Raw genomic sequence first — 17,876 nt, forward strand, 5'->3', positions numbered from 1 at the left:
CGCGATGCCTTTCGCTGTCCCGTTTTTTCCGCGATCCCTATCCCGTTTCAGTCAGTCGGCGTGCGAATCAGACCTTCCTTCTTCTGCGTGTCCATGCTGGTCGCCGGCAGCCATGCCCAGGCGACGGAGTTCAATTCGTCGTTCCTGAGCATCGACGGCGCGAACGACGTCGACCTGTCGCAGTTCTCGCAGGCGGACTTCACGCTGCCGGGCACGTATCTGCTCGACGTGCAGGTCAATGACGTGTTCTACGGCCTCCAGCAGGTCGAATTCGTCGCGCAGCACGAAGGGGACGGCGCGCGCGCATGCATCACGCCCGAACTCGTTGCGCAGTTCGGCCTGAAGCAGTCGCTCGTCAATGACATGCCGCGCTTCATGGGCGGCCGCTGCGCGGATCTCGCCGCGATCGAAGGCGTGACGATCCGCTATCAGAAGGGCGAAGGGCGCCTGAAGATCACGATTCCGCAAGCCGCGCTCGAATTCACCGACGCGTCGTACCTGCCGCCCGAGCGCTGGAGCGAAGGCGTCGACGGCGCAATGCTCGACTATCGCTTGCTCGCGAACGCGAATCACGCGTTCGGCGGCGGCGCGCAGCAGAACAACTCGGTGCAGGCGTACGGCACAATCGGCGCGAACTGGGGCGCGTGGCGCTTTCGCGGCGACTATCAGGCGCAGACGAACGCGGGCGGCTCCGTCTACGCGGATCGCACGTTCCGCTTCAATCAGCTCTATGCGTACCGCGCGCTGCCGTCGCTGCAGTCGACGCTGTCGTTCGGCGAGATCTACGTCGATTCGGACATCTTCAGCACGTTCTCGATGTCGGGCGTCGCGATGAAGAGCGACGACCGGATGCTGCCGCCGTCGATGCGCGGCTACGCGCCGCTCGTCGCGGGCGTCGCGCGCACGAACGCGGTCGTCAAGGTGATGCAGGCCGGCCGCGTGCTGTACATGACGAAGGTGTCGCCCGGCGCGTTCGCGCTGTCGAATCTCAATACGAGCGTGCAGGGCACGCTCGACGTCGTCGTCGAGGAAGAGGACGGCTCCGTCCAGCGCTTCCAGGTCGCGACCGCATCGGTGCCGTTTCTCGCGCGCGAAGGCCAGTTGCGCTACAAGACCGCGATCGGCAAGCCGCGCACGTTCGGCGGCGCGGGCATCACGCCGTGGTTCGGCTTTGCCGAGGCTGCGTACGGGCTGCCGTTCGACGTGACCGTGTACGGCGGTCTCATCGCGGCGTCCGGCTATACGTCGGTCGCGTTCGGCATCGGCCGCGACTTCGGCCGCTTCGGCGCGCTGTCGGCGGACATCACGCACGCGCGCGCGACGCTCTGGTGGAACGGCCAGACGAAGCAGGGCAACTCGTATCGCATCAACTATTCGAAGCACTTCGACGCGCTCGACGCCGACGTGCGCTTCTTCGGCTATCGCTTCTCGGAGCGCGACTACACGAATTTCCAGCAGTTCTCGGGCGACCCGACCGCGTCCGGCCTCGCGAACGGCAAGCAGCGTTATTCGGCGATGCTGTCCAAGCGCTTCGGCGATACGTCGACCTATTTCTCGTACGACCAGACGACCTACTGGTCGCGTCCGTCCGATCAGCGGATCGGCGTGACGCTCACGCGCGCGTTCTCGCTCGGCGGGCTGAAGAGCGTGAACATGAGCTTCTCCGCGTTCCGCACGCAAGGCGCGGGCGGCGGCGGCAACCAGGTGTCGCTAACGGCGACGCTGCCGCTCGGCGAGCGCCAGACGCTCACGTCGAGCGTGTCGACGGGCCAGGGCGGCACGAGCGTGAACGCGGGCTACATCTACGACGGCATGAACGGCCGCACTTATCAGGTGTACGGCGGCGCGACCGACGGCCGTGCGTCCGCGAACGCGAGCTTCCGCCAGCGCACGCCGTCTTACCAGTTGACCGCGCAGGCGTCGACGGTCGCGAACGCGTACGCGTCGGCGTCGCTCGAAGTCGACGGCTCGTTCGTCGCGACGCGCTACGGCGTGACCGCGCACGCGAACGGCAACGCGGGCGACACGCGTCTGCTCGTATCGACCGACGGCGTGCCCGGCGTGCCGCTCGCCGGCTCGTATGCACGCACCGATTCGCGCGGCTACGCGGTGATCGACGGCGTATCGCCGTACAACGTGTACGACGCGACCGTGAGCGTCGACAAGCTCGGCCTCGACACCGAAGTGACGAACCCGATCCAGCGCACCGTGCTGACGGACGGCGCGATTGGCTACATCAAGTTCAACGCGGCGCGCGGGCGCAACGTGTTCGTCACGCTGACGGGCGACGACGGCGCGCCGGTGCCGTTCGGCGCGTCGGTGCAGGACGCCGAGACCGGCAAGGAGCTCGGCATCGTCGGCGAGGCAGGGGCCGCGTACCTGACGCAGGTGCAGCCGCGCGCGAAGCTCGTCGTGCGCGCCGGCGCGAAGACGATCTGCACGCCCGCCGCGCTTCCCGACACGTTGCAGCTCGACGGCACGCCCGCGCCCGTCGGCTGCGAATCCGCGACGCAGCACGCGTCGCGCTGACCGACCTGACCGACTCGACACGATGATGAACATGACCACACGATGCCTTTCCGCTTCGAACGCACGGCGCATGGCCGCCGCGCTCCTCGCCGCGCTCGCGGGCGCCGCGCACGCGGCGATCGTGCCGGACCGCACCCGCGTGATCCTCAACGAAGGCGAGCAGGCCGCGATCGTGACGATCTCGAACAAGAGCGATGCGTATCCGTATCTCGTGCAGTCGTGGCTCGAAGACGAGCACGGCAACAAGATCACGACGCCGCTGATGGTCGTGCCGCCGCTGCAGCGCGTCGAGCCGAGCGAGCGCAACGTGCTGCGGATCGCGCGGATGCCGGGCGCCGCGCTGCCGGCCGATCGCGAATCGGTGTTCTATCTGAACATCCGCGAGGTGCCGCCGAAGACCGGCACGCCGAACGCGCTGCAGATCGCGCTGCACACGCAGATGAAACTGTTCTACCGGCCGGCGGGCGTCCAGCCCGCGCGCGATGAGGACCCGACGCTGCCGATGACGTTGCGCGTCGATCCGGCCGCGCACCAGCTCGTATTCGACAACCCGACGCCGTATCACATCACGGTCGTTGCGCTCGCGGCGGGCGCGAACAAGACGCCGCAGCCGCTCGATCCGGTGATGGTGAATCCGAAGGGCGCGGCGAGCGTGCCGTTCTCGGCGTCGGCGGGCGGCGGCCTCCACGTCACGCACGTCGACGACTACGGCGGCCAGGTGACGGTCGAGTACGCGTGCGACGGCAATGCGTGCCGGAGCGTGAAGCGATGAGCGCGTTCACTCGCTTCTTGCCGCGACGCATGCCCGGCTGGCTCGCGTGGGCCTGCGCGGCGCTCCTCGTCGCATTCGCTCAGCCCGCGTGGGCGGTGCGCTGCCTGACGAACAGCGGCCAGACGTCGCTCACCGAGCCGATCGGCAACGTCGCGTCGTATCCGACCGACGCGCCCGACGGCTACGTGATCTGGATTTCGTCGCCGCGCACGACGGACGGCTATTGCTACAAGGATCTCGGCGGCGCGGGCAATCTGAGCATCGTCGACAACATCTACTTCTACGCGAATCCGGACGGCAAGAATCCGGCCGCGTGGGGGCTCGAGATCGGCATCCGCTATCAGGGCGTCGACCACTTCGGCGCGGGCAGCCGTCCCGGCACCGGCGTGCCGACGGGCTTCGCCGTGCCGCCGTGCTCGCAGGCGGACTTCAACGCGAAGCGGTGCCCGAAGATTCCGATCAGCATCACGTACCAGGTGGTCGTGCGCAAGAAGGGCGCGTGGGTGCAGCCGCCGAGCGACGTGTACACGGTGTTCCAGTTCGACGGCGAGAAAGGCCTGAACAACACGAACCCGAGCTTCCAGTACCGGCTGAGCGGCCTGCAGAACCTGAAGCCGACGCCGTGCATGGTCGACGTGACGGTGACGCCCGAGCCGGGGATCGTGAAGTTCGGGCAGATCCAGGCGTCCGGCAACGGCTTTTCTCCTGCTGCGCCGCGCAAGCAGTTCAGCCTCGCGCTGACGAAGAAATGCAGCATACCGGTGCGCGTCGATGGCTACTTCGAGACCTCGCAGATCGTGCGCAACGGCCTGCTCGTGCCGCAGAGCGACAGCAATTTCGGGATCGGCATCGAGGACAAGAACGGCAATGCGATTCCGTTCAACCAGCAGTTCGTGCTCACGCAGATGCCGGGGAACGTGTCGTATCAGAACGTCGTGCTCGATGCGGTGCTGAAGTCGTTCGGCGCACCGAAGATCGGGCCGTTTACCGGGACGGCGACGATTCGGCTGTTCATCTACTGATCGCGCTCGACCGGCTTGCGCTTGGCGATTCGGCGGCGGCCGCCGCGCACGGATGCCCGGGCGTCATGCGTTCGACACCGCAGGCTCGGGCTGGCGGCGCCAGAAGGTCCTGTATTCGTCGCAGGTATCGATGAGGCGCCGATGCGGACCTGCCGCGACGAGCCGCCCGGCGGACAGGAACAGCACCTGGTCGGCCGCCTCGACGTTCGCGATCCGATGGGTGATCAGCACGAGCGTCGTGCGCCTGCAAAGACGCTCGCGAAGCATCGCGATGCCGAGCGCGTCGCTTTGCGGATCGAGGCCCGACGTCGTTTCGTCGAGGACGATTGCGGGGACGTCGACGCCCATCAACCTGACGAGCTCGACCTTCTGCACCTGGCCGCCCGATAGGCGAGCGCCGCCTTCGCCGACATCGCCGTCGAGGTCGATGCGCCGCCCGTCCTTGTGGAACGCGAGGCGTTCGAGCAGTCGCGTCGCGTCGTCGTCGGTGAGCGTCGACGGGTAATAGCGGACGTTTTCCCGCAGCGGTCGGTTGAAGAGCGCGACGTCCTGCGGAACGTAGAGCGCGAAGCCGCTGCGCGCAGTGTCGTCGACGCCGTACAGGTCGACGTCGTCGTATGCGACGACGCCGTCGTCGGGCGGCAGCAGCCCGGCGACGATCTTCGCGAGCGTGGATTTGCCCGAGCCGTTGTGTCCGACGATCGCCGTGTAGCTGCCCGCCGGCAGGTCGAACGACATCGGTTCGATCGCGAAGCGATCCGCCCGGCGAAACGCTAGCCGGCGGACCGCGACGTGCGCGGCCGAGCCGCCCGGCTGCAGGCGGACAGCGTCGGCTGTGGCCGCCCGGGGGGCGATCTCGAGCGCTTCGCGCACGTTCGCGAGCGCCGCGCCAGCCTGGCGGAGCACGAATCCGTACGCGCCGAGCGGCAGCGCGAACTGCAGCACGTAGGTCTGCAGCAGCATGAAATCGCCGAGCGTGATCCGGCCGGCCGCGATGTCGCGCACGCACAGCACGAACATCGCCGCCATGCCGAACGCGATGATGCCGTACTGATAGACGGCCGCGCGCGTGAGCAGCCACGACCGCCGCCAGCCGACATCGAGCCGCGCGCCGGCTCTCGCCGCGACGTAGTCGATCTCCCGCTGCACCGCGCCGTTGTAGACGACGCGCGGTGCATTCGCGAGCACGTCGCCGAGCGCGGTCGACAGCGCGCCCGCGGCCTCGCTCGTCGCGGCCGCGCTCTTCTCGTATTGCTCGGCCGACAAGTGGGAGAACAGGAAATAGGCGGCCAGCACCGCGAACAGGATCGCGGCGTAGCGTAGCGGCACCAGCAGCGAAATCAGCACGAGCGCGACGGCGAGCTGGATCACGACGGGCGTGATCTTCCACAGCACGCCTTCGATGATCACCTGAAGACTGTACGGCAAGCGTTCGAGGAGACCCTGCACATAGCCGCTGTCGGACGATGCGCGGCCGGCGAGCGCCGGGAGCTGCGCGTGCAGCGCGCGGCGCAGCAGCGCGTTCGACACGGCGTTGACGATCCGGCCGGTATACGCGAGCAGGATGATCGACGAGATCGCGGACGCGGACCACAGCGCGGCGAACAGCACGATGTCGACGGACGCCTTCACGGCGTCGAAATGCGCGTGCGACATCTCGTCGACCGCGAGCTTCAACGTGACCGGGCCGAGCAGCATGAAAGTCGATGTCAGCGCCTCGATCAGCACGCCGGCGGCGATCAGCTTTCTCGCATTCGTTTCCTTGTCGAACATCAGGCGGACGACGTCCGCCAACGAGCGTAGCGCGGCAAGCTTCATGTCGATTCGCAATCGTGCCGGAAAACCGGCGTTCGGGACGGGAGAAACGGCGTTTCGGCGCGCGGCGGCGCGATCCGCCGCCGGAACGGATGCAATGGCGGGAGCGTCACGCGGGGCGCGGCGAAACGCTTCGTCAGCATGCCACAACGCGCCGGTTCGCGACGAAATTCTGCCAGGATGCGCAAAAAACCTCCACGCACCCGACGAGCGCGAGGCTGATCGCGGCCGCGTTCTGACCGACGCGCACTGCCTTCAGCGCGTGCTCGAGTTCGGTTTCGTCGATCTTGCCGCTTCGCATCAGCACGCCGTCGCGGAGCAGTTCGCGAAATGCGTCGTAATGCGACACGATCCCTTTCACGAAGCCGATGCCGAACGATCCCTTGGTCCTTCGCCACAGCACGTCGACGGGAGTGTGCGCCGATGCGATCTCGCGCAGCACGATCCGGTCGTTCCGGTGATCGAAGCTGTCGTAGCTCCGAAGGCCGAAGGTCGCCTCGACGACCGGTTGCGCGAGATAGGGATTGAGCCGGCTCGTATACGCGGCGTCGGTGACGGGCGTCATGATCGACACGAACCGGTCGAGCACCGAGATCGACTCGTCGGACGGGGTGTCCGCGCGGAGATCCCGCGGCGTGCGGGTGCGCGCCTGCCCGGCCGCCCCGCGCGACGCGAACAGCTTCGACATCGTCTGCTGCGACACCGAAGCGTCCTGCCCGAACAGCCGTCTTCTCAGCGCGATCTTCGCCGCCATCAGCAGAATGCGCGGGATCGAGTCGTTGTGAAGCATCGCGAGCTTCTCCGCCGTGCGAAGGGCGAACGACCATCCTTTGCCGTGAAGCGCGTCGAGCACCGCGTTCGCGTCCGGCACCGCCTTGAACAGCAGATCGCCGCCCTGGCCTTCGAGCAGCACCGACGACGGGCCGATCGCGCCCGATACCGCCTTGTCGATGCCGAGAAACAGCATGTCCTGGCTCAGGCTGGCGGGCGGCGTCCGCACGATCCGTTCGGAGAACGGCAAATGACGATCGATGTCGATGCAGATGAGTTCCGCGCCGATCGAATCGGCCACGCGCGCCGCCATGTCGCGCTCGTAGAAGTCGGGCGACGACGTGGAGAACAGGTGGACGGCGGCGAGCGGCGCATCTGCGCCGAGCGCCTTGCGCAGGAAGATCGCGCCCGCGGACGAGTCGACGCCGCCCGACAGCGCGGCGCATACGTTCGGATGGCTGCGCGCAATGCTCGAATAGACGTCGTCGAGCGCCGCCGCGCACGACGCGCGGACGTCGCCAACGGCGCCCGTGCGCGGAAGCCACGCGCGCTCGATCGTGCATCGCCCGTCGGTGTCGACGATGAGCGCGCATCCGGGCGGCACGGCGCGGACCGACGCGAAAGGCGTTTCGTCAAGCGGGCCGAACTGCGTGCACGCGAATTCGATCAGGTAGTCCAGGTTCCAGTCGATCGGCGCGCCGTCGAGCAGGTTCGCCGCCTGCGGATCGACGTCGACGCGACCGTTCCCGGCCGCCCGGTAATAGAGCCGGACCGAATGCAGCGGGTCGGGCAGGAACAGCCGGCGACCGGTCGCCGCTTCGTCGAGCACGAGGATGTAGGCGCCCCAGACGCCGCGCGTGACGACGTCGCGCGCGTCGGTCAGCGTGCGGGCGCGCGCGAGCGCGCGATCGAGGCTCGAGTGCGCGTCGCGGAGGTACGCGCGGCCGCCGACTTCGAGCAACGTCGCGCCGATCGGCCGATCGGGTCCGCTGTTGCAGGACAGCAGACCGCGATATCCGACCGCGTCCGTCCACGCGCGCCGTTCAAGCCGCCAGCCCGACCGGGGCGGCGCGTTCGTCAGGTCGAGGCGTTCGATAGATTTCGCCATAGCTCTTTTTCAGGTCCGGTTCGTCGCCGCACACGCGCCCGTCGACTTCGACCCAAGCATGGGCGATGAACGGCATCGGCCTCACGCCGATCACGAGTTGAGCGGGCACGCTCTCCCGCCTCAGATGCGTGGCGAGCGCGAGCGACATTTGCAGGCATGTGATGCGAAAGGGCGACCAGATCGACGCGCGCAGATAGCGCTCGACCGTTTGCGACGAGCCGTCGCCGTCCGTGGACGCGGCGTTCGCGGGACGGGCGTCGAGCCGATCGAGTGCGGAAAGTGCGTGAAAACCGCGCATCTTGAGCGACGCCGCGCTGCGCACGATGCGCCAGAACGGCAGCCATTCGAAACGGGAAGTGCTCCGCTCGCCGAGCACCCGGCTTGCCCATATGCCCGACTCGAATGCGTCGAAGCGCCACGCGCGGTAATCGGCGATGCGGCTTCGGGCGGGCTCCGGCGATTCGGCGACGATGATCCGGTCGTCAATCAACGGCTTCAATGCGCGCGATGTATCGACCGGCTTGAAATCCAGATAATGGTCGGCAAAAGCACTCGCGCATGCTTCGTCATAAAGAAAATATCGTGACCGCCGCATATCGAGCGCGACGATCGCCTGGTCGAATACCGCGATATGGCAATGGCGGGCTAGCATCATGGTCGGTTTTCCGATGGGGCGAAATGCCCCATCGGCTTTACGAGACGCTAATTAATTGAATCCGAAGCGCGAAATGACGCGGGCGTCCGGGGTTTGGAAGCCCGGCGTGCCGTGCGTCGAGGAAACCGCATCCAGGCTGACGCCGTTGGAGCCTTGGATCGTGATGTGGAGAAGCTTCGCCAAAAGTCGAACCATTTTAATCTCCTAAAAAATATCGATTTAGCCGACCGCCTTTCATGATAGTAAGGCGCCCGGCGTTAGGTTTATAGCATCACTTCGCAAGAAATTCAATCGGAATATTCTTTTCTCCATGGAAGCAGTTTTATATCTTCGAATTCGATAATTTATCTCGAATGGACGATTTATCTTTGTTGAAAAATTGAAATCCGGATTTGTCGGCTTAATTCCGGAATTTGGAAACAAAATAAAACTCGCATTGCTTATCGGCGATCGTGCTCTCGCGATGACGGAGATCGGAGCGCCCGGCATCGTCAGGTCATCCCGCCGAACGGCCGAGCCGGCGATGCGTTGCCGCGCCGCAGGATGCGCGCAAGACCTGCTGCTTCGCACCAAATTTGACGCCTACGGCCTCCGCATTCATCCGAATTCAAAAAAATACCAGTCTGGTGTCTGATTTTTAGTGGCCGGCCGCATGTCCGGCGACTATCGTTCGCACTACACGAGACGAACGGCGGACAGCGTCGACCGATGCGTCCGCCGCATCGGACGAGCGGCGCGCGCGCCGTGGTCTGGAGAATAGGAGGAGCGAGTGCAGCCCGATCTCGAAGTCGTCGACGTACGCCGCGGCGAGTCGTTCAAGGCGTGGTCGCATGGCTACCCGTACCGCACCGTGCGGTGGCACTTTCATCCGGAATTCGAAGTGCATCTGATCGTCGAGACGACGGGCCAGATGTTCGTCGGCGACTACGTCGGCGGATTCGGGCCCGGCAATCTCGTGCTGATGGGGCCGAACCTGCCGCACAACTGGGTCAGCGACGTGCCGGAAGGCAGGACGATCGCCGAGCGCAATCTCGTCGTGCAGTTCGACCAGGCGTTCGTCGCGCGCTGCGCGGACAGCTTCATCGAGTGGCGGCACGTCGAAGGACTCCTCGCCGACGCGCGGCGCGGCGTGCAGTTCGGCGCGCGCACGAGCGATGCGGTCAAGCCGCTCTTCGCCGAGCTGATCCACGCGCGCGGGCTGCGGCGCATCGTGCTGTTCCTGTCGATGCTGCAGATCCTCGTCGACGCGACCGACCGCGAACTGCTCGCGAGTCCCGCGTATCAGGCCGATCCGTCGAGCTTCGCGTCGACCCGCATCAATCACGTGCTCGCGTACATCGGCAAGAACCTCGCGAACGAATTGCGCGAGACGGATCTCGCGCGGCTCGCCGGACAGAGCGTGAGCGCGTTCTCGCATTACTTCCGGCGGCACACGGGCTTGCCGTTCGTCCAGTACGTGAACCGGATGCGCATCAATCTGGCCTGCCAGTTGCTGATGGACGGCGACGCGAGCGTCACCGACATCTGCTTCAAGAGCGGCTTCAACAACCTGTCGAACTTCAATCGCCAGTTCCTCGCGGTGAAAGGAATGTCGCCGTCGCGCTTTCGCCGCTATCAGGCGCTGAACGACGCGAGCCGCGACGCGTCGGAGGCGGCCGCGAAGCGCGGCGCGGGCATCGCCGGCGCGCCGGCGATCGTGCCCGCCGCGCAGGCGCGCGGCGCTACCCGTCCGATCCCCGAAGTCCTGCTGTCCGGCTGAGCCGGACCGCGTTCCCGAGCAACCCAGCAGTCACGCGTATTCCGGCGCGCCGCTTCCGCGGCGCGCGGGGCGCGCGCATACCTAGAAAACGGAGACAACCATGATGCTTACCGCTTCCTCGACGCCGGTTTCCGGCAACCCGGCCGCGCGCGCGCTGCGCGCCGCGGCGTTCGCGCTCGCGCTCGGCGGCGCATGCGTCGCGCACGCGGCGCCGCTCAAGATCGGCATGACGTTCCAGGAGCTCAACAACCCGTACTTCGTGACGATGCAAAAGGCGCTCAACGAAGCGGCCGCGTCGATCGGCGCGCAGGTGATCGTGACCGACGCGCATCACGACGTCAGCAAGCAGGTGAGCGACGTCGAGGACATGCTGCAGAAGAAGATCGACATCCTGCTCGTGAACCCGACCGATTCGACGGGCATCCAGTCGGCCGTCGTGTCGGCGAAGAAGGCGGGCGCGGTCGTCGTCGCGGTCGACGCGAACGCGAACGGCCCGGTCGATTCGTTCGTCGGCTCGAAGAATTTCGATGCGGGCGCGATGTCGTGCGAGTACCTCGCGAAGGCGATCGGAGGCGGCGGCGAAGTCGCGATCCTCGACGGCATTCCGGTCGTGCCGATCCTCGAGCGCGTGCGTGGCTGCCGCGCGGCGCTCGCGAAATTCCCGAACGTGAAGATCGTCGACGTGCAGAACGGCAAGCAGGAACGCGCGAGCGCGCTCGCCGTGACCGAGAACATGATTCAGGCGCATCCGAAGCTGAAGGGCGTCTTCAGCGTCAACGACGGCGGCTCGATGGGCGCGCTGTCCGCGATCGAGGCGTCGGGCAAGGACATCAAGCTGACGAGCGTCGACGGCGCGCCCGAGGCGATCGCCGCGATCCAGAAGCCGAACTCGAAGTTCGTCGAAACGTCCGCGCAGTTCCCGCGCGACCAGATCCGCCTCGCGATCGGCATCGGGCTCGCGAAGAAGTGGGGCGCCAATGTGCCGAAGGCGATTCCGGTCGACGTGAAGCTGATCGACAAGGACAACGCGAAGACCTTCAGCTGGTGAGCGGACGACATGCGCGAGGCGCGTGCGCCGCACCGCGCCGGGGAGCACGCGGCGGCGGGCGGCGCGCATGAGCGCGAGCGAGGAAGCGATGGACACGATATTGGAACTGGCCGGCATCACGAAGCGGTTTCCCGGCGTCGTCGCGCTGCAGGGGATCGATCTGCGCGTCGCGCGCGGCGAGATTCACGCGCTGCTCGGCGAGAACGGCGCGGGCAAGTCGACGCTGATGAAGATTCTCTGCGGCATCTACCGGCCGGACGAAGGCGCGATCGCGATCGACGGCGAGGCGCGGCATTTCGCGAACTATCACGATGCGATCTCGGCCGGCGTCGGCATCGTGTTCCAGGAGTTCAGCCTGATTCCGGACCTGAACGCGGTCGACAACCTGTTCCTCGGCCGCGAGTGGCGCGGCCGGTTCGGGCTGCGCGACCGCGCGCGGATGCGCGGCGCGGCGGCGGACATCTTCGCGCGGCTTCGCATCGCGATCGATCTGTCGACGCCGGTGCGCGCGCTGTCGGTCGCGCAGCAGCAGTTCGTCGAGATCGGCAAGGCGCTGTCGCTCGACGCGCGGATCCTGATCCTCGACGAGCCGACCGCGACGCTCACGCCCGCCGAAGCCGCGCACCTGTTCGGCGTGATGCGCGAGCTGAAGCGGCAGGGCGTCGCGATGATCTTCATCTCGCATCATCTCGACGAGATCTTCGAGGTGTGCGACCGGATCACCGTGCTGCGCGACGGGCAGTACGTCGGCACGACGGACGTCGCGCACACCGATGTCGGCGCGCTCGTCGAGATGATGGTCGGCCGGCGGATCGAAAACAGCTTTCCGCCGAAGCCGCCCGCGGCGCGCGATGCCGCGCCCGTGCTCGAAGTCGACGCGCTGCAGGTGCGCGAGAACGGCCCCGTCAACCGCTTCACGCTGCGCGAAGGCGAGATCCTCGGCTTCGCGGGCCTCGTCGGTTCGGGACGCACGTCGACTGCGCTCGCGCTGATCGGCGCGAAACGCGCGCGCGTGCGGCGGATGCGCGTGCGCGGCCGCGCGGTGCGCCTCGCGGACCCCGCCGACGCACTGCGCGCGGGCATCGGCCTCCTGCCCGAGAGCCGCAAGACGGAAGGGCTCGTCACCGAGTTCTCGATTCGCCACAACGTGGCGATCAACAACCTCGGCCAGCACCGCAGCCTGCGCTGGTTCGTCGACGCGGCGGCCGAGACGCGCACGACGTTCGATCTGATGAAGCGGCTCGGCGTGAAGGCGCCGACGCCGGAGACGCGCGTCGACACGCTGTCGGGCGGCAACCAGCAGAAGGTCGTGATCGCGCGCTGGATCAACCACCACGCGCGCATCCTGATCTTCGACGAGCCGACGCGCGGCATCGACATCGGCGCGAAGGCGGAGATCTACCAGCTGATGCGCGAGCTGACCGCGCGCGGCTACGCGATCGTGCTGATCTCGAGCGAGCTGCCGGAGATCGTCGGGATGTGCGACCGCGTCGCGGTGTTCCGCCAGGGCCGCATCGAAGCGGTGCTGGACGGCGACGCGATCGAGCCGAACACGGTGATGACCTATGCGACTTCAGACGCACGCGGAGCGAACCATGAACATGCGTAACCAGACGACGCCGTCGTCGTCTCCTCCCCCCGCGCCCGCCGCGCAGTTTGCGAGCCCGGACGCGCCGCCGCCCGCCGGCGCGCGCGTGCGGCAGGCATTCGGCGCGCTCAGGCGCTCGACGACGTTCTATCCGCTGATCGGGCTCGTCGTCGTGTGCATCGCGATGGTGTTCGCGAGCGACAGCTTCCTGAGCGCCGCGAACCTCGAGAACGTGCTGCGGCAGGTGTCGATCAACGCGATCATCGGCGTCGGGATGACCTGCGTGATCCTGACGGGCGGCATCGACCTGTCGGTCGGCTCGGTGATGGCGCTGTCCGGCACGCTGACGGCGGGGCTGCTCGTCGCCGGCATCAACGGCGCGGCGGCGCTCGCCGCGGGCGTCGGCGTCGGGGTCGCGCTCGGTGCGGCGAACGGCTTTTTCGTCGCGTTCGCCGGGATGCCGCCCATCATCGTCACGCTCGCGACGATGGGCATCGCGCGCGGCGTCGCGCTCATCTACACGGGCGGCTATCCGATCGACGGGCTGCCCGACTGGGTCCGCTTCTTCGGCAGCGGCAAGGTGCTCGGCGTGCAGATGCCCGTGCTGACGATGCTCGTCGTCTACGCGCTCGCGTGGCTGATGCTCGAACGCATGCCGTTCGGCCGCTATGTGTACGCGATCGGCGGCAACGAGCACGCGACGCGGCTGTCCGGCGTGCGCGTCGCGCGCGTGAAGCTCGTCGTCTACACGTTCGCCGGGCTCACGTCCGCGCTCGCCGCGGTCGTGCTGACCGGGCGCCTGATGAGCGGGCAGCCGAACGCGGGCGTCGGCTTCGAGCTCGACGCGATCGCGGCCGTCGTGATGGGCGGCACGTCGATCGCGGGCGGCCGCGGCGCGATCGTCGGCACGCTGATCGGCGCGCTCTTGCTCGGCGTGCTGAATAACGGCCTCAACATGATCGGCGTGAATCCGTACGTGCAGAACGTGATCAAGGGCGGAATCATCCTGCTCGCGATCTACATCGGCCGCGAGCGTCGCAAGTGACGCACGCGGCGGCGACGCGCGCAACGCACGTGATGCCCGTGATGCGCCGCGTCGCGGCGAGCGGCAGCAGTTGCTGTTTGCGCGGCGGAAGCGGCGGACGCGGCGCACGCGCGTCGCGCGCGAGCGCCGCCTGTTCGCCGGCCGCTTCATCCGGCATCCCATTTCATCGAACCCAGTCAGGCAAACCGAAACCATGACGAATCGAGACAACGATACGCAGCAGATGACGGCGATCGTCTGCCACGCCCCCGAGGACTATCGCGTCGAGCGCGTGACGAAGCCGCGCGCGGCCGCACGCGAGCTCGTGATCCGCATCGGCGCGTGCGGGATCTGCGCGAGCGACTGCAAGTGCCATTCCGGCGCGAAGATGTTCTGGGGCGGCCCGAGCCCGTGGGTCAAGGCGCCCGTGATTCCCGGCCACGAGTTCTTCGGCTACGTCGAGGAACTGGGCGAAGGCGCGGCCGAGCACTTCGGCGTCTCGCCCGGCGACCGCGTGATCGCCGAGCAGATCGTGCCGTGCGGCAAGTGCCGCTACTGCAAGTCGGGCCAGTACTGGATGTGCGAGGTCCACAACATCTTCGGCTTCCAGCGCGAGGTCGCCGACGGCGGGATGGCCGAATACATGCGGATTCCGCCGACCGCGATCGTCCATAAGATCCCGCTCGGCATCTCGCTCGAGGACGCGGCGATCATCGAGCCGCTCGCCTGCGCGATCCATACGGTCAACCGCGGCGACATCCAGCTCGACGACGTCGTCGTGATCGCGGGCGCGGGGCCGCTCGGCCTCATGATGACGCAGGTCGCGAAGCTGAAGACGCCGAAGCGGCTCGTCGTGATCGATCTCGTCGAAGCGCGGCTCGCGCTCGCGCGCGAATACGGCGCGGACGTGACGATTGATCCGACGCGCGACGATGCGCTCGCGATCGTCCGCGATCTGACGGGCGGCTACGGCTGCGACGTCTACATCGAGACGACCGGCGTGCCGGCGGGCGTCACGCAAGGGATGGACCTGATCCGCAAGCTCGGCCGCTTCGTCGAGTTCTCGGTGTTCGGCAAGGACACGACGGTCGACTGGTCGATCATCGGCGATCGCAAGGAGCTCGACGTGCGCGGCGCGCATCTCGGCCCGTATTGCTATCCTGTCGCGATCGATCTGCTCGCGCGCGGGCGCGTCACGTCGAAGGGAATCGTCACGCACGGCTTCTCGCTCGACGAATGGGACGACGCGATCCGGGTCGCGAATTCGCTCGACTCGATCAAGGTGCTGATGAAGCCGCGCCGCTGACCGCGCGCCGCTAACCGAATCGCGGAGGCGACATGGAATGCGTGATTGGTGTCGACATCGGCACCCAGAGCACGAAGGCGATCGTCGTCGGCGTGAACGGCGCGATCATCGCGCAGCACGCGGCGGCATACCGGCCGGATACGCCGAAGCCGTTATGGGCCGAGCAGTGGCCGGCCGTGTGGTTCAACGCAGTGTGCGAGTGCATCGCGCGTTGCGTCGCCGATGCGCGCGCGGCGGGCGTCGACGCCGCGTCGATCGAGGCGCTTTGCGTGAGCAGCCTGTACGGCGGCTCGGGCATTCCCGTCGATCGCGAGATGCGGCCGCTCCATCCGTGCCTCATCTGGATGGACCGGCGCGCGACCGACGAAGTCGACTGGGTGCGCGCGAACGTCGACGTCGAGCGACTGTCCGCGATCACGGGCAATGGCGTCGACAGCTACTACGGCTATACGAAGATGCTGTGGCTGCGCGGCAAGCGGCCCGACGTGTGGGCGAACATCCGCTATTTCGTGCCGCCGAACGCATACGTCGCGTATCTGCTGACGGGCGAGCTCGCGGTCGACCACAGCGCCGCAGGCAACATCGGCGGCGTGTACGACCTGGATCGACGCGACTGGTCCGACGAAGCGCTCGACATGCTCGGCATCCCGGCGACGATGATGCCGGAGCGGCTCGTCGATTCCGACGCGGCAGTGGGCGGGCTCCTCGCGCAATGGGCGGACGCGCTTGGCCTGCCGGCCGGCACGCCCGTCATCGCGGGCGGCGTCGATGCGGCGGTCGCGACGTTCGCGGCGGGCGCGACGCGGCGCGGCCAGCATGTCGCGATGATCGGCACGAGCATGTGCTGGGGCTACATCGCGGAGACGACCGATGCGCGGCACGGGCTCGTCAGCATGCCGCACGTGTTCGACGGCCGGCGCGATCTGTACGTGTTCGGCGGCGCGATCACGGCGGGCGCGTCGGTGTCGTGGTTTCGCGAGCAGTTCTGCCATGCGGAGGTCGAAGCCGCGCGCGCGACGCCCAACGGCGACGCGCATCGCCTGCTGGAGGCGGCCGCCGCGCAAGTGCCGGCGGGCAGCGACGGCGTGATGTTCCTGCCGTATCTGATGGGCGAGCGCAGCCCGGTGTGGGACGCGAAGGCGAGCGGCGCGTTCGTCGGCCTGTCGCTCTATCACACGCGCGCGCATCTGTATCGCGCGGTGCTCGAAGGCGTCACTTACGCACTGCGGCACAACATCGCGGCGAGCGCGGCGGGCACGGGCGCGCTCGCGCTCGACGACCGGCTCGTCGTGGTCGGCGGCGCCGCGCATTCGGACCTGTGGATGCAGAGCGTCGCCGACATCACCGGCTACCCCGTATGGACGATCGCCGAGGACGTCGAAGCCGCGATGGGCGCGGCGCTCCTCGCGGCGGTCGGCGCGGGGCTCGTGTCGCGCGACGCCGCGCGGCGAGGCTGGGTCACGCTCGCCGAGCGCGCGCGTCCCGATGCGCGGCGCGCGGCGCTCCACGACGCGCGCTTTTCGCTCTACGCCGGGCTTTATCCGGCGCTCCAACCCTTCATGCACGGACTGCAGACATCATGAGCGTCGCATTCGATTTCAACGGCCGATCGATTCTCGTGACGGGCGCATCGAGCGGGATCGGCCGCGCGGCGGCCGTCGCGCTGCGCGGCTGCGGCGCGCGCGTCGTCGCCGCCGCGCGCAACGTGTGCGAGCTCGAGCGGCTTTCGCACGAGACGGGCTGCGAGCCGCTCGCGCTCGACGTCGGCGACGAAGCGTCGGTGAGCGCGGCGCTCGGCGGCGAGCGGATGCGCGACGCGTTCGACGGGCTCGTCAACTGCGCGGGCGTGACGCGCCTCGCCGCAGCGATCGACACGAAGGGCGACGACTTCGATCGCGTGATGGCCGTCAACGCGCGCGGCGCGATGCTGGTCGCGCGGCACGTCGCACGCGCGATGATCGACGCGGGGCGCGGCGGCAGCATCGTCAACGTGTCGAGTCAGGCGGCGCTCGTCGCGCTGCCATCGCATCTGAGCTATTGCGCGTCGAAGGCGGCGCTCGATGCGATGACGCGCGTGCTGTGCGTCGAGCTCGGACCGCACGGGATTCGCGTGAACAGTGTCAATCCGACCGTCACGCTGACGCCGATGGCCGAGCACGCGTGGCGCGATCCCGAGCTGAGCCGGCCGATGCTCGCGGCGATTCCGCTCGGACGCTTCGCGAGCGTCGCGGACGTCGTCGCGCCGATCCTGTTCCTGCTGAGCGATGCGGCGGCGATGGTGAGCGGGGTGGCGTTGCCCGTCGACGGGGGGTATACGGCGCGTTAGCGCGGCGCGCGGACGGCGTGCTGTACGGCGGGCATTGCGCAACATGCGGGCGCGTATCGAGCGGTGAGTCATGCGCCGCGCGCGGTGCGCGCACCGCGCGGCAGGCGAAGCCTGGCGAGAGCAGGCGGACTTGCCGGGGCGGCGGCGTGCGTC

15 protein-coding genes are annotated in these 17,876 nt (G+C 67.7%); 11 read left to right on the forward strand and 4 right to left on the reverse strand.

Annotation, left to right across the window (positions count from 1 at the left end; translation table 11 throughout):
• Positions 1-60 precede the first annotated feature (60 nt).
• From WS70_RS08805 to WS70_RS08815, 3 genes are read left to right on the forward strand one after another with little or no spacing between them, the layout of a single operon-like run.
• Complete coding sequence (locus WS70_RS08805) at positions 61-2,529, forward strand: fimbria/pilus outer membrane usher protein (protein ID WP_082722219.1); 2,469 nt, start codon at positions 61-63, stop codon at positions 2,527-2,529.
• Positions 2,530-2,551: 22 nt separating this feature from the next.
• Positions 2,552-3,301, forward strand: coding sequence for a fimbrial biogenesis chaperone (locus tag WS70_RS08810; protein WP_059597045.1), 750 nt, complete (start codon positions 2,552-2,554; stop codon positions 3,299-3,301).
• Positions 3,298-4,323, forward strand: coding sequence for a fimbrial protein (locus tag WS70_RS08815; RefSeq protein ID WP_059470110.1), 1,026 nt, complete (start codon positions 3,298-3,300; stop codon positions 4,321-4,323). The genes WS70_RS08810 and WS70_RS08815 overlap by 4 nt, the downstream gene beginning before the upstream one ends.
• 63 nt (positions 4,324-4,386) lie before the next feature.
• On the opposite strand, the gene WS70_RS08820 is transcribed toward WS70_RS08815, so the two are convergent.
• From WS70_RS08820 to capA, 4 genes are all read right to left on the reverse strand, one after another.
• A complete protein-coding gene (locus WS70_RS08820) occupies positions 4,387-6,141 on the reverse strand; it encodes an ATP-binding cassette domain-containing protein (protein WP_059597044.1) in 1,755 nt (584 codons plus the stop codon).
• A gap of 133 nt (positions 6,142-6,274) precedes the next feature.
• Positions 6,275-8,017 (reverse strand): lasso peptide isopeptide bond-forming cyclase, encoded by a 1,743-nt coding sequence (locus WS70_RS08825; RefSeq protein WP_059597043.1) that lies wholly within the window; start codon positions 8,015-8,017, stop codon positions 6,275-6,277.
• Positions 7,953-8,672, reverse strand: coding sequence for a lasso peptide biosynthesis B2 protein (locus tag WS70_RS08830; RefSeq protein ID WP_059597140.1), 720 nt, complete (start codon positions 8,670-8,672; stop codon positions 7,953-7,955). The genes WS70_RS08825 and WS70_RS08830 overlap by 65 nt, the downstream gene beginning before the upstream one ends.
• Positions 8,673-8,723: 51 nt before the next feature.
• On the reverse strand, positions 8,724-8,867 hold the full coding sequence (capA, locus tag WS70_RS08835) for a capistruin family lasso peptide (protein ID WP_108033920.1): 144 nt from the start codon (positions 8,865-8,867) through the stop codon (positions 8,724-8,726).
• 184 nt (positions 8,868-9,051) lie between these two features.
• On the opposite strand from capA, the gene WS70_RS31420 reads away from it, so the two are divergent.
• From WS70_RS31420 to WS70_RS08875, 8 genes are all read left to right on the forward strand, one after another.
• A complete protein-coding gene (locus WS70_RS31420; RefSeq protein ID WP_159082873.1) occupies positions 9,052-9,306 on the forward strand; it encodes a hypothetical protein in 255 nt (84 codons plus the stop codon).
• A gap of 135 nt (positions 9,307-9,441) precedes the next feature.
• Positions 9,442-10,431 carry an AraC family transcriptional regulator gene (locus tag WS70_RS08840; RefSeq protein ID WP_059470107.1) on the forward strand — a complete coding sequence of 330 codons (990 nt, stop codon included), beginning with the start codon at positions 9,442-9,444 and terminating at the stop codon, positions 10,429-10,431.
• 100 nt (positions 10,432-10,531) lie between these two features.
• Positions 10,532-11,479: a substrate-binding domain-containing protein gene (locus WS70_RS08845; RefSeq protein ID WP_059470106.1), complete on the forward strand. Its 948-nt coding sequence runs from the start codon at positions 10,532-10,534 to the stop codon at positions 11,477-11,479.
• A gap of 88 nt (positions 11,480-11,567) precedes the next feature.
• On the forward strand, positions 11,568-13,088 hold the full coding sequence (locus WS70_RS08850) for a sugar ABC transporter ATP-binding protein (RefSeq protein WP_082722233.1): 1,521 nt from the start codon (positions 11,568-11,570) through the stop codon (positions 13,086-13,088).
• Positions 13,075-14,112 (forward strand): ABC transporter permease, encoded by a 1,038-nt coding sequence (locus WS70_RS08855; RefSeq protein WP_059597041.1) that lies wholly within the window; start codon positions 13,075-13,077, stop codon positions 14,110-14,112. The genes WS70_RS08850 and WS70_RS08855 overlap by 14 nt, the downstream gene beginning before the upstream one ends.
• Positions 14,113-14,305: 193 nt before the next feature.
• Positions 14,306-15,397 carry an alcohol dehydrogenase catalytic domain-containing protein gene (locus WS70_RS08865; protein WP_059597139.1) on the forward strand — a complete coding sequence of 364 codons (1,092 nt, stop codon included), beginning with the start codon at positions 14,306-14,308 and terminating at the stop codon, positions 15,395-15,397.
• Between the two features lie 32 nt (positions 15,398-15,429).
• A complete protein-coding gene (locus WS70_RS08870; protein WP_059597040.1) occupies positions 15,430-16,980 on the forward strand; it encodes an FGGY-family carbohydrate kinase in 1,551 nt (516 codons plus the stop codon).
• Positions 16,977-17,723: an SDR family oxidoreductase gene (locus tag WS70_RS08875; RefSeq protein ID WP_059470102.1), complete on the forward strand. Its 747-nt coding sequence runs from the start codon at positions 16,977-16,979 to the stop codon at positions 17,721-17,723. Before WS70_RS08870 ends, WS70_RS08875 begins: the two co-directional genes overlap by 4 nt.
• The last annotated feature ends 153 nt before the right edge of the window (positions 17,724-17,876 follow it).

The sequence above is a fragment of the Burkholderia mayonis genome (genome assembly GCF_001523745.2).
Lineage (GTDB): Bacteria > Pseudomonadota > Gammaproteobacteria > Burkholderiales > Burkholderiaceae > Burkholderia > Burkholderia mayonis.

What these genes read in the sequence shown, in the direction of transcription:
- WS70_RS08810 (WP_059597045.1), top strand. Translation starts at nt 2,552, where the DNA reads ATGATGAACATGACCACACGATGCCTTTCCGCTTCGAACGCACGGCGC.
- WS70_RS08815 (WP_059470110.1), top strand. Translation starts at nt 3,298, where the DNA reads ATGAGCGCGTTCACTCGCTTCTTGCCGCGACGCATGCCCGGCTGGCTC.
- WS70_RS08820 (WP_059597044.1), bottom strand. Translation starts at nt 6,141, where the DNA reads ATGAAGCTTGCCGCGCTACGCTCGTTGGCGGACGTCGTCCGCCTGATG.
- WS70_RS08825 (WP_059597043.1), bottom strand. Translation starts at nt 8,017, where the DNA reads ATGGCGAAATCTATCGAACGCCTCGACCTGACGAACGCGCCGCCCCGG.
- WS70_RS08830 (WP_059597140.1), bottom strand. Translation starts at nt 8,672, where the DNA reads ATGATGCTAGCCCGCCATTGCCATATCGCGGTATTCGACCAGGCGATC.
- capA (WP_108033920.1), bottom strand. Translation starts at nt 8,867, where the DNA reads ATGGTTCGACTTTTGGCGAAGCTTCTCCACATCACGATCCAAGGCTCC.
- WS70_RS08845 (WP_059470106.1), top strand. Translation starts at nt 10,532, where the DNA reads ATGATGCTTACCGCTTCCTCGACGCCGGTTTCCGGCAACCCGGCCGCG.
- WS70_RS08850 (WP_082722233.1), top strand. Translation starts at nt 11,568, where the DNA reads ATGGACACGATATTGGAACTGGCCGGCATCACGAAGCGGTTTCCCGGC.
- WS70_RS08855 (WP_059597041.1), top strand. Translation starts at nt 13,075, where the DNA reads ATGAACATGCGTAACCAGACGACGCCGTCGTCGTCTCCTCCCCCCGCG.
- WS70_RS08865 (WP_059597139.1), top strand. Translation starts at nt 14,306, where the DNA reads ATGACGAATCGAGACAACGATACGCAGCAGATGACGGCGATCGTCTGC.
- WS70_RS08870 (WP_059597040.1), top strand. Translation starts at nt 15,430, where the DNA reads ATGGAATGCGTGATTGGTGTCGACATCGGCACCCAGAGCACGAAGGCG.
- WS70_RS08875 (WP_059470102.1), top strand. Translation starts at nt 16,977, where the DNA reads ATGAGCGTCGCATTCGATTTCAACGGCCGATCGATTCTCGTGACGGGC.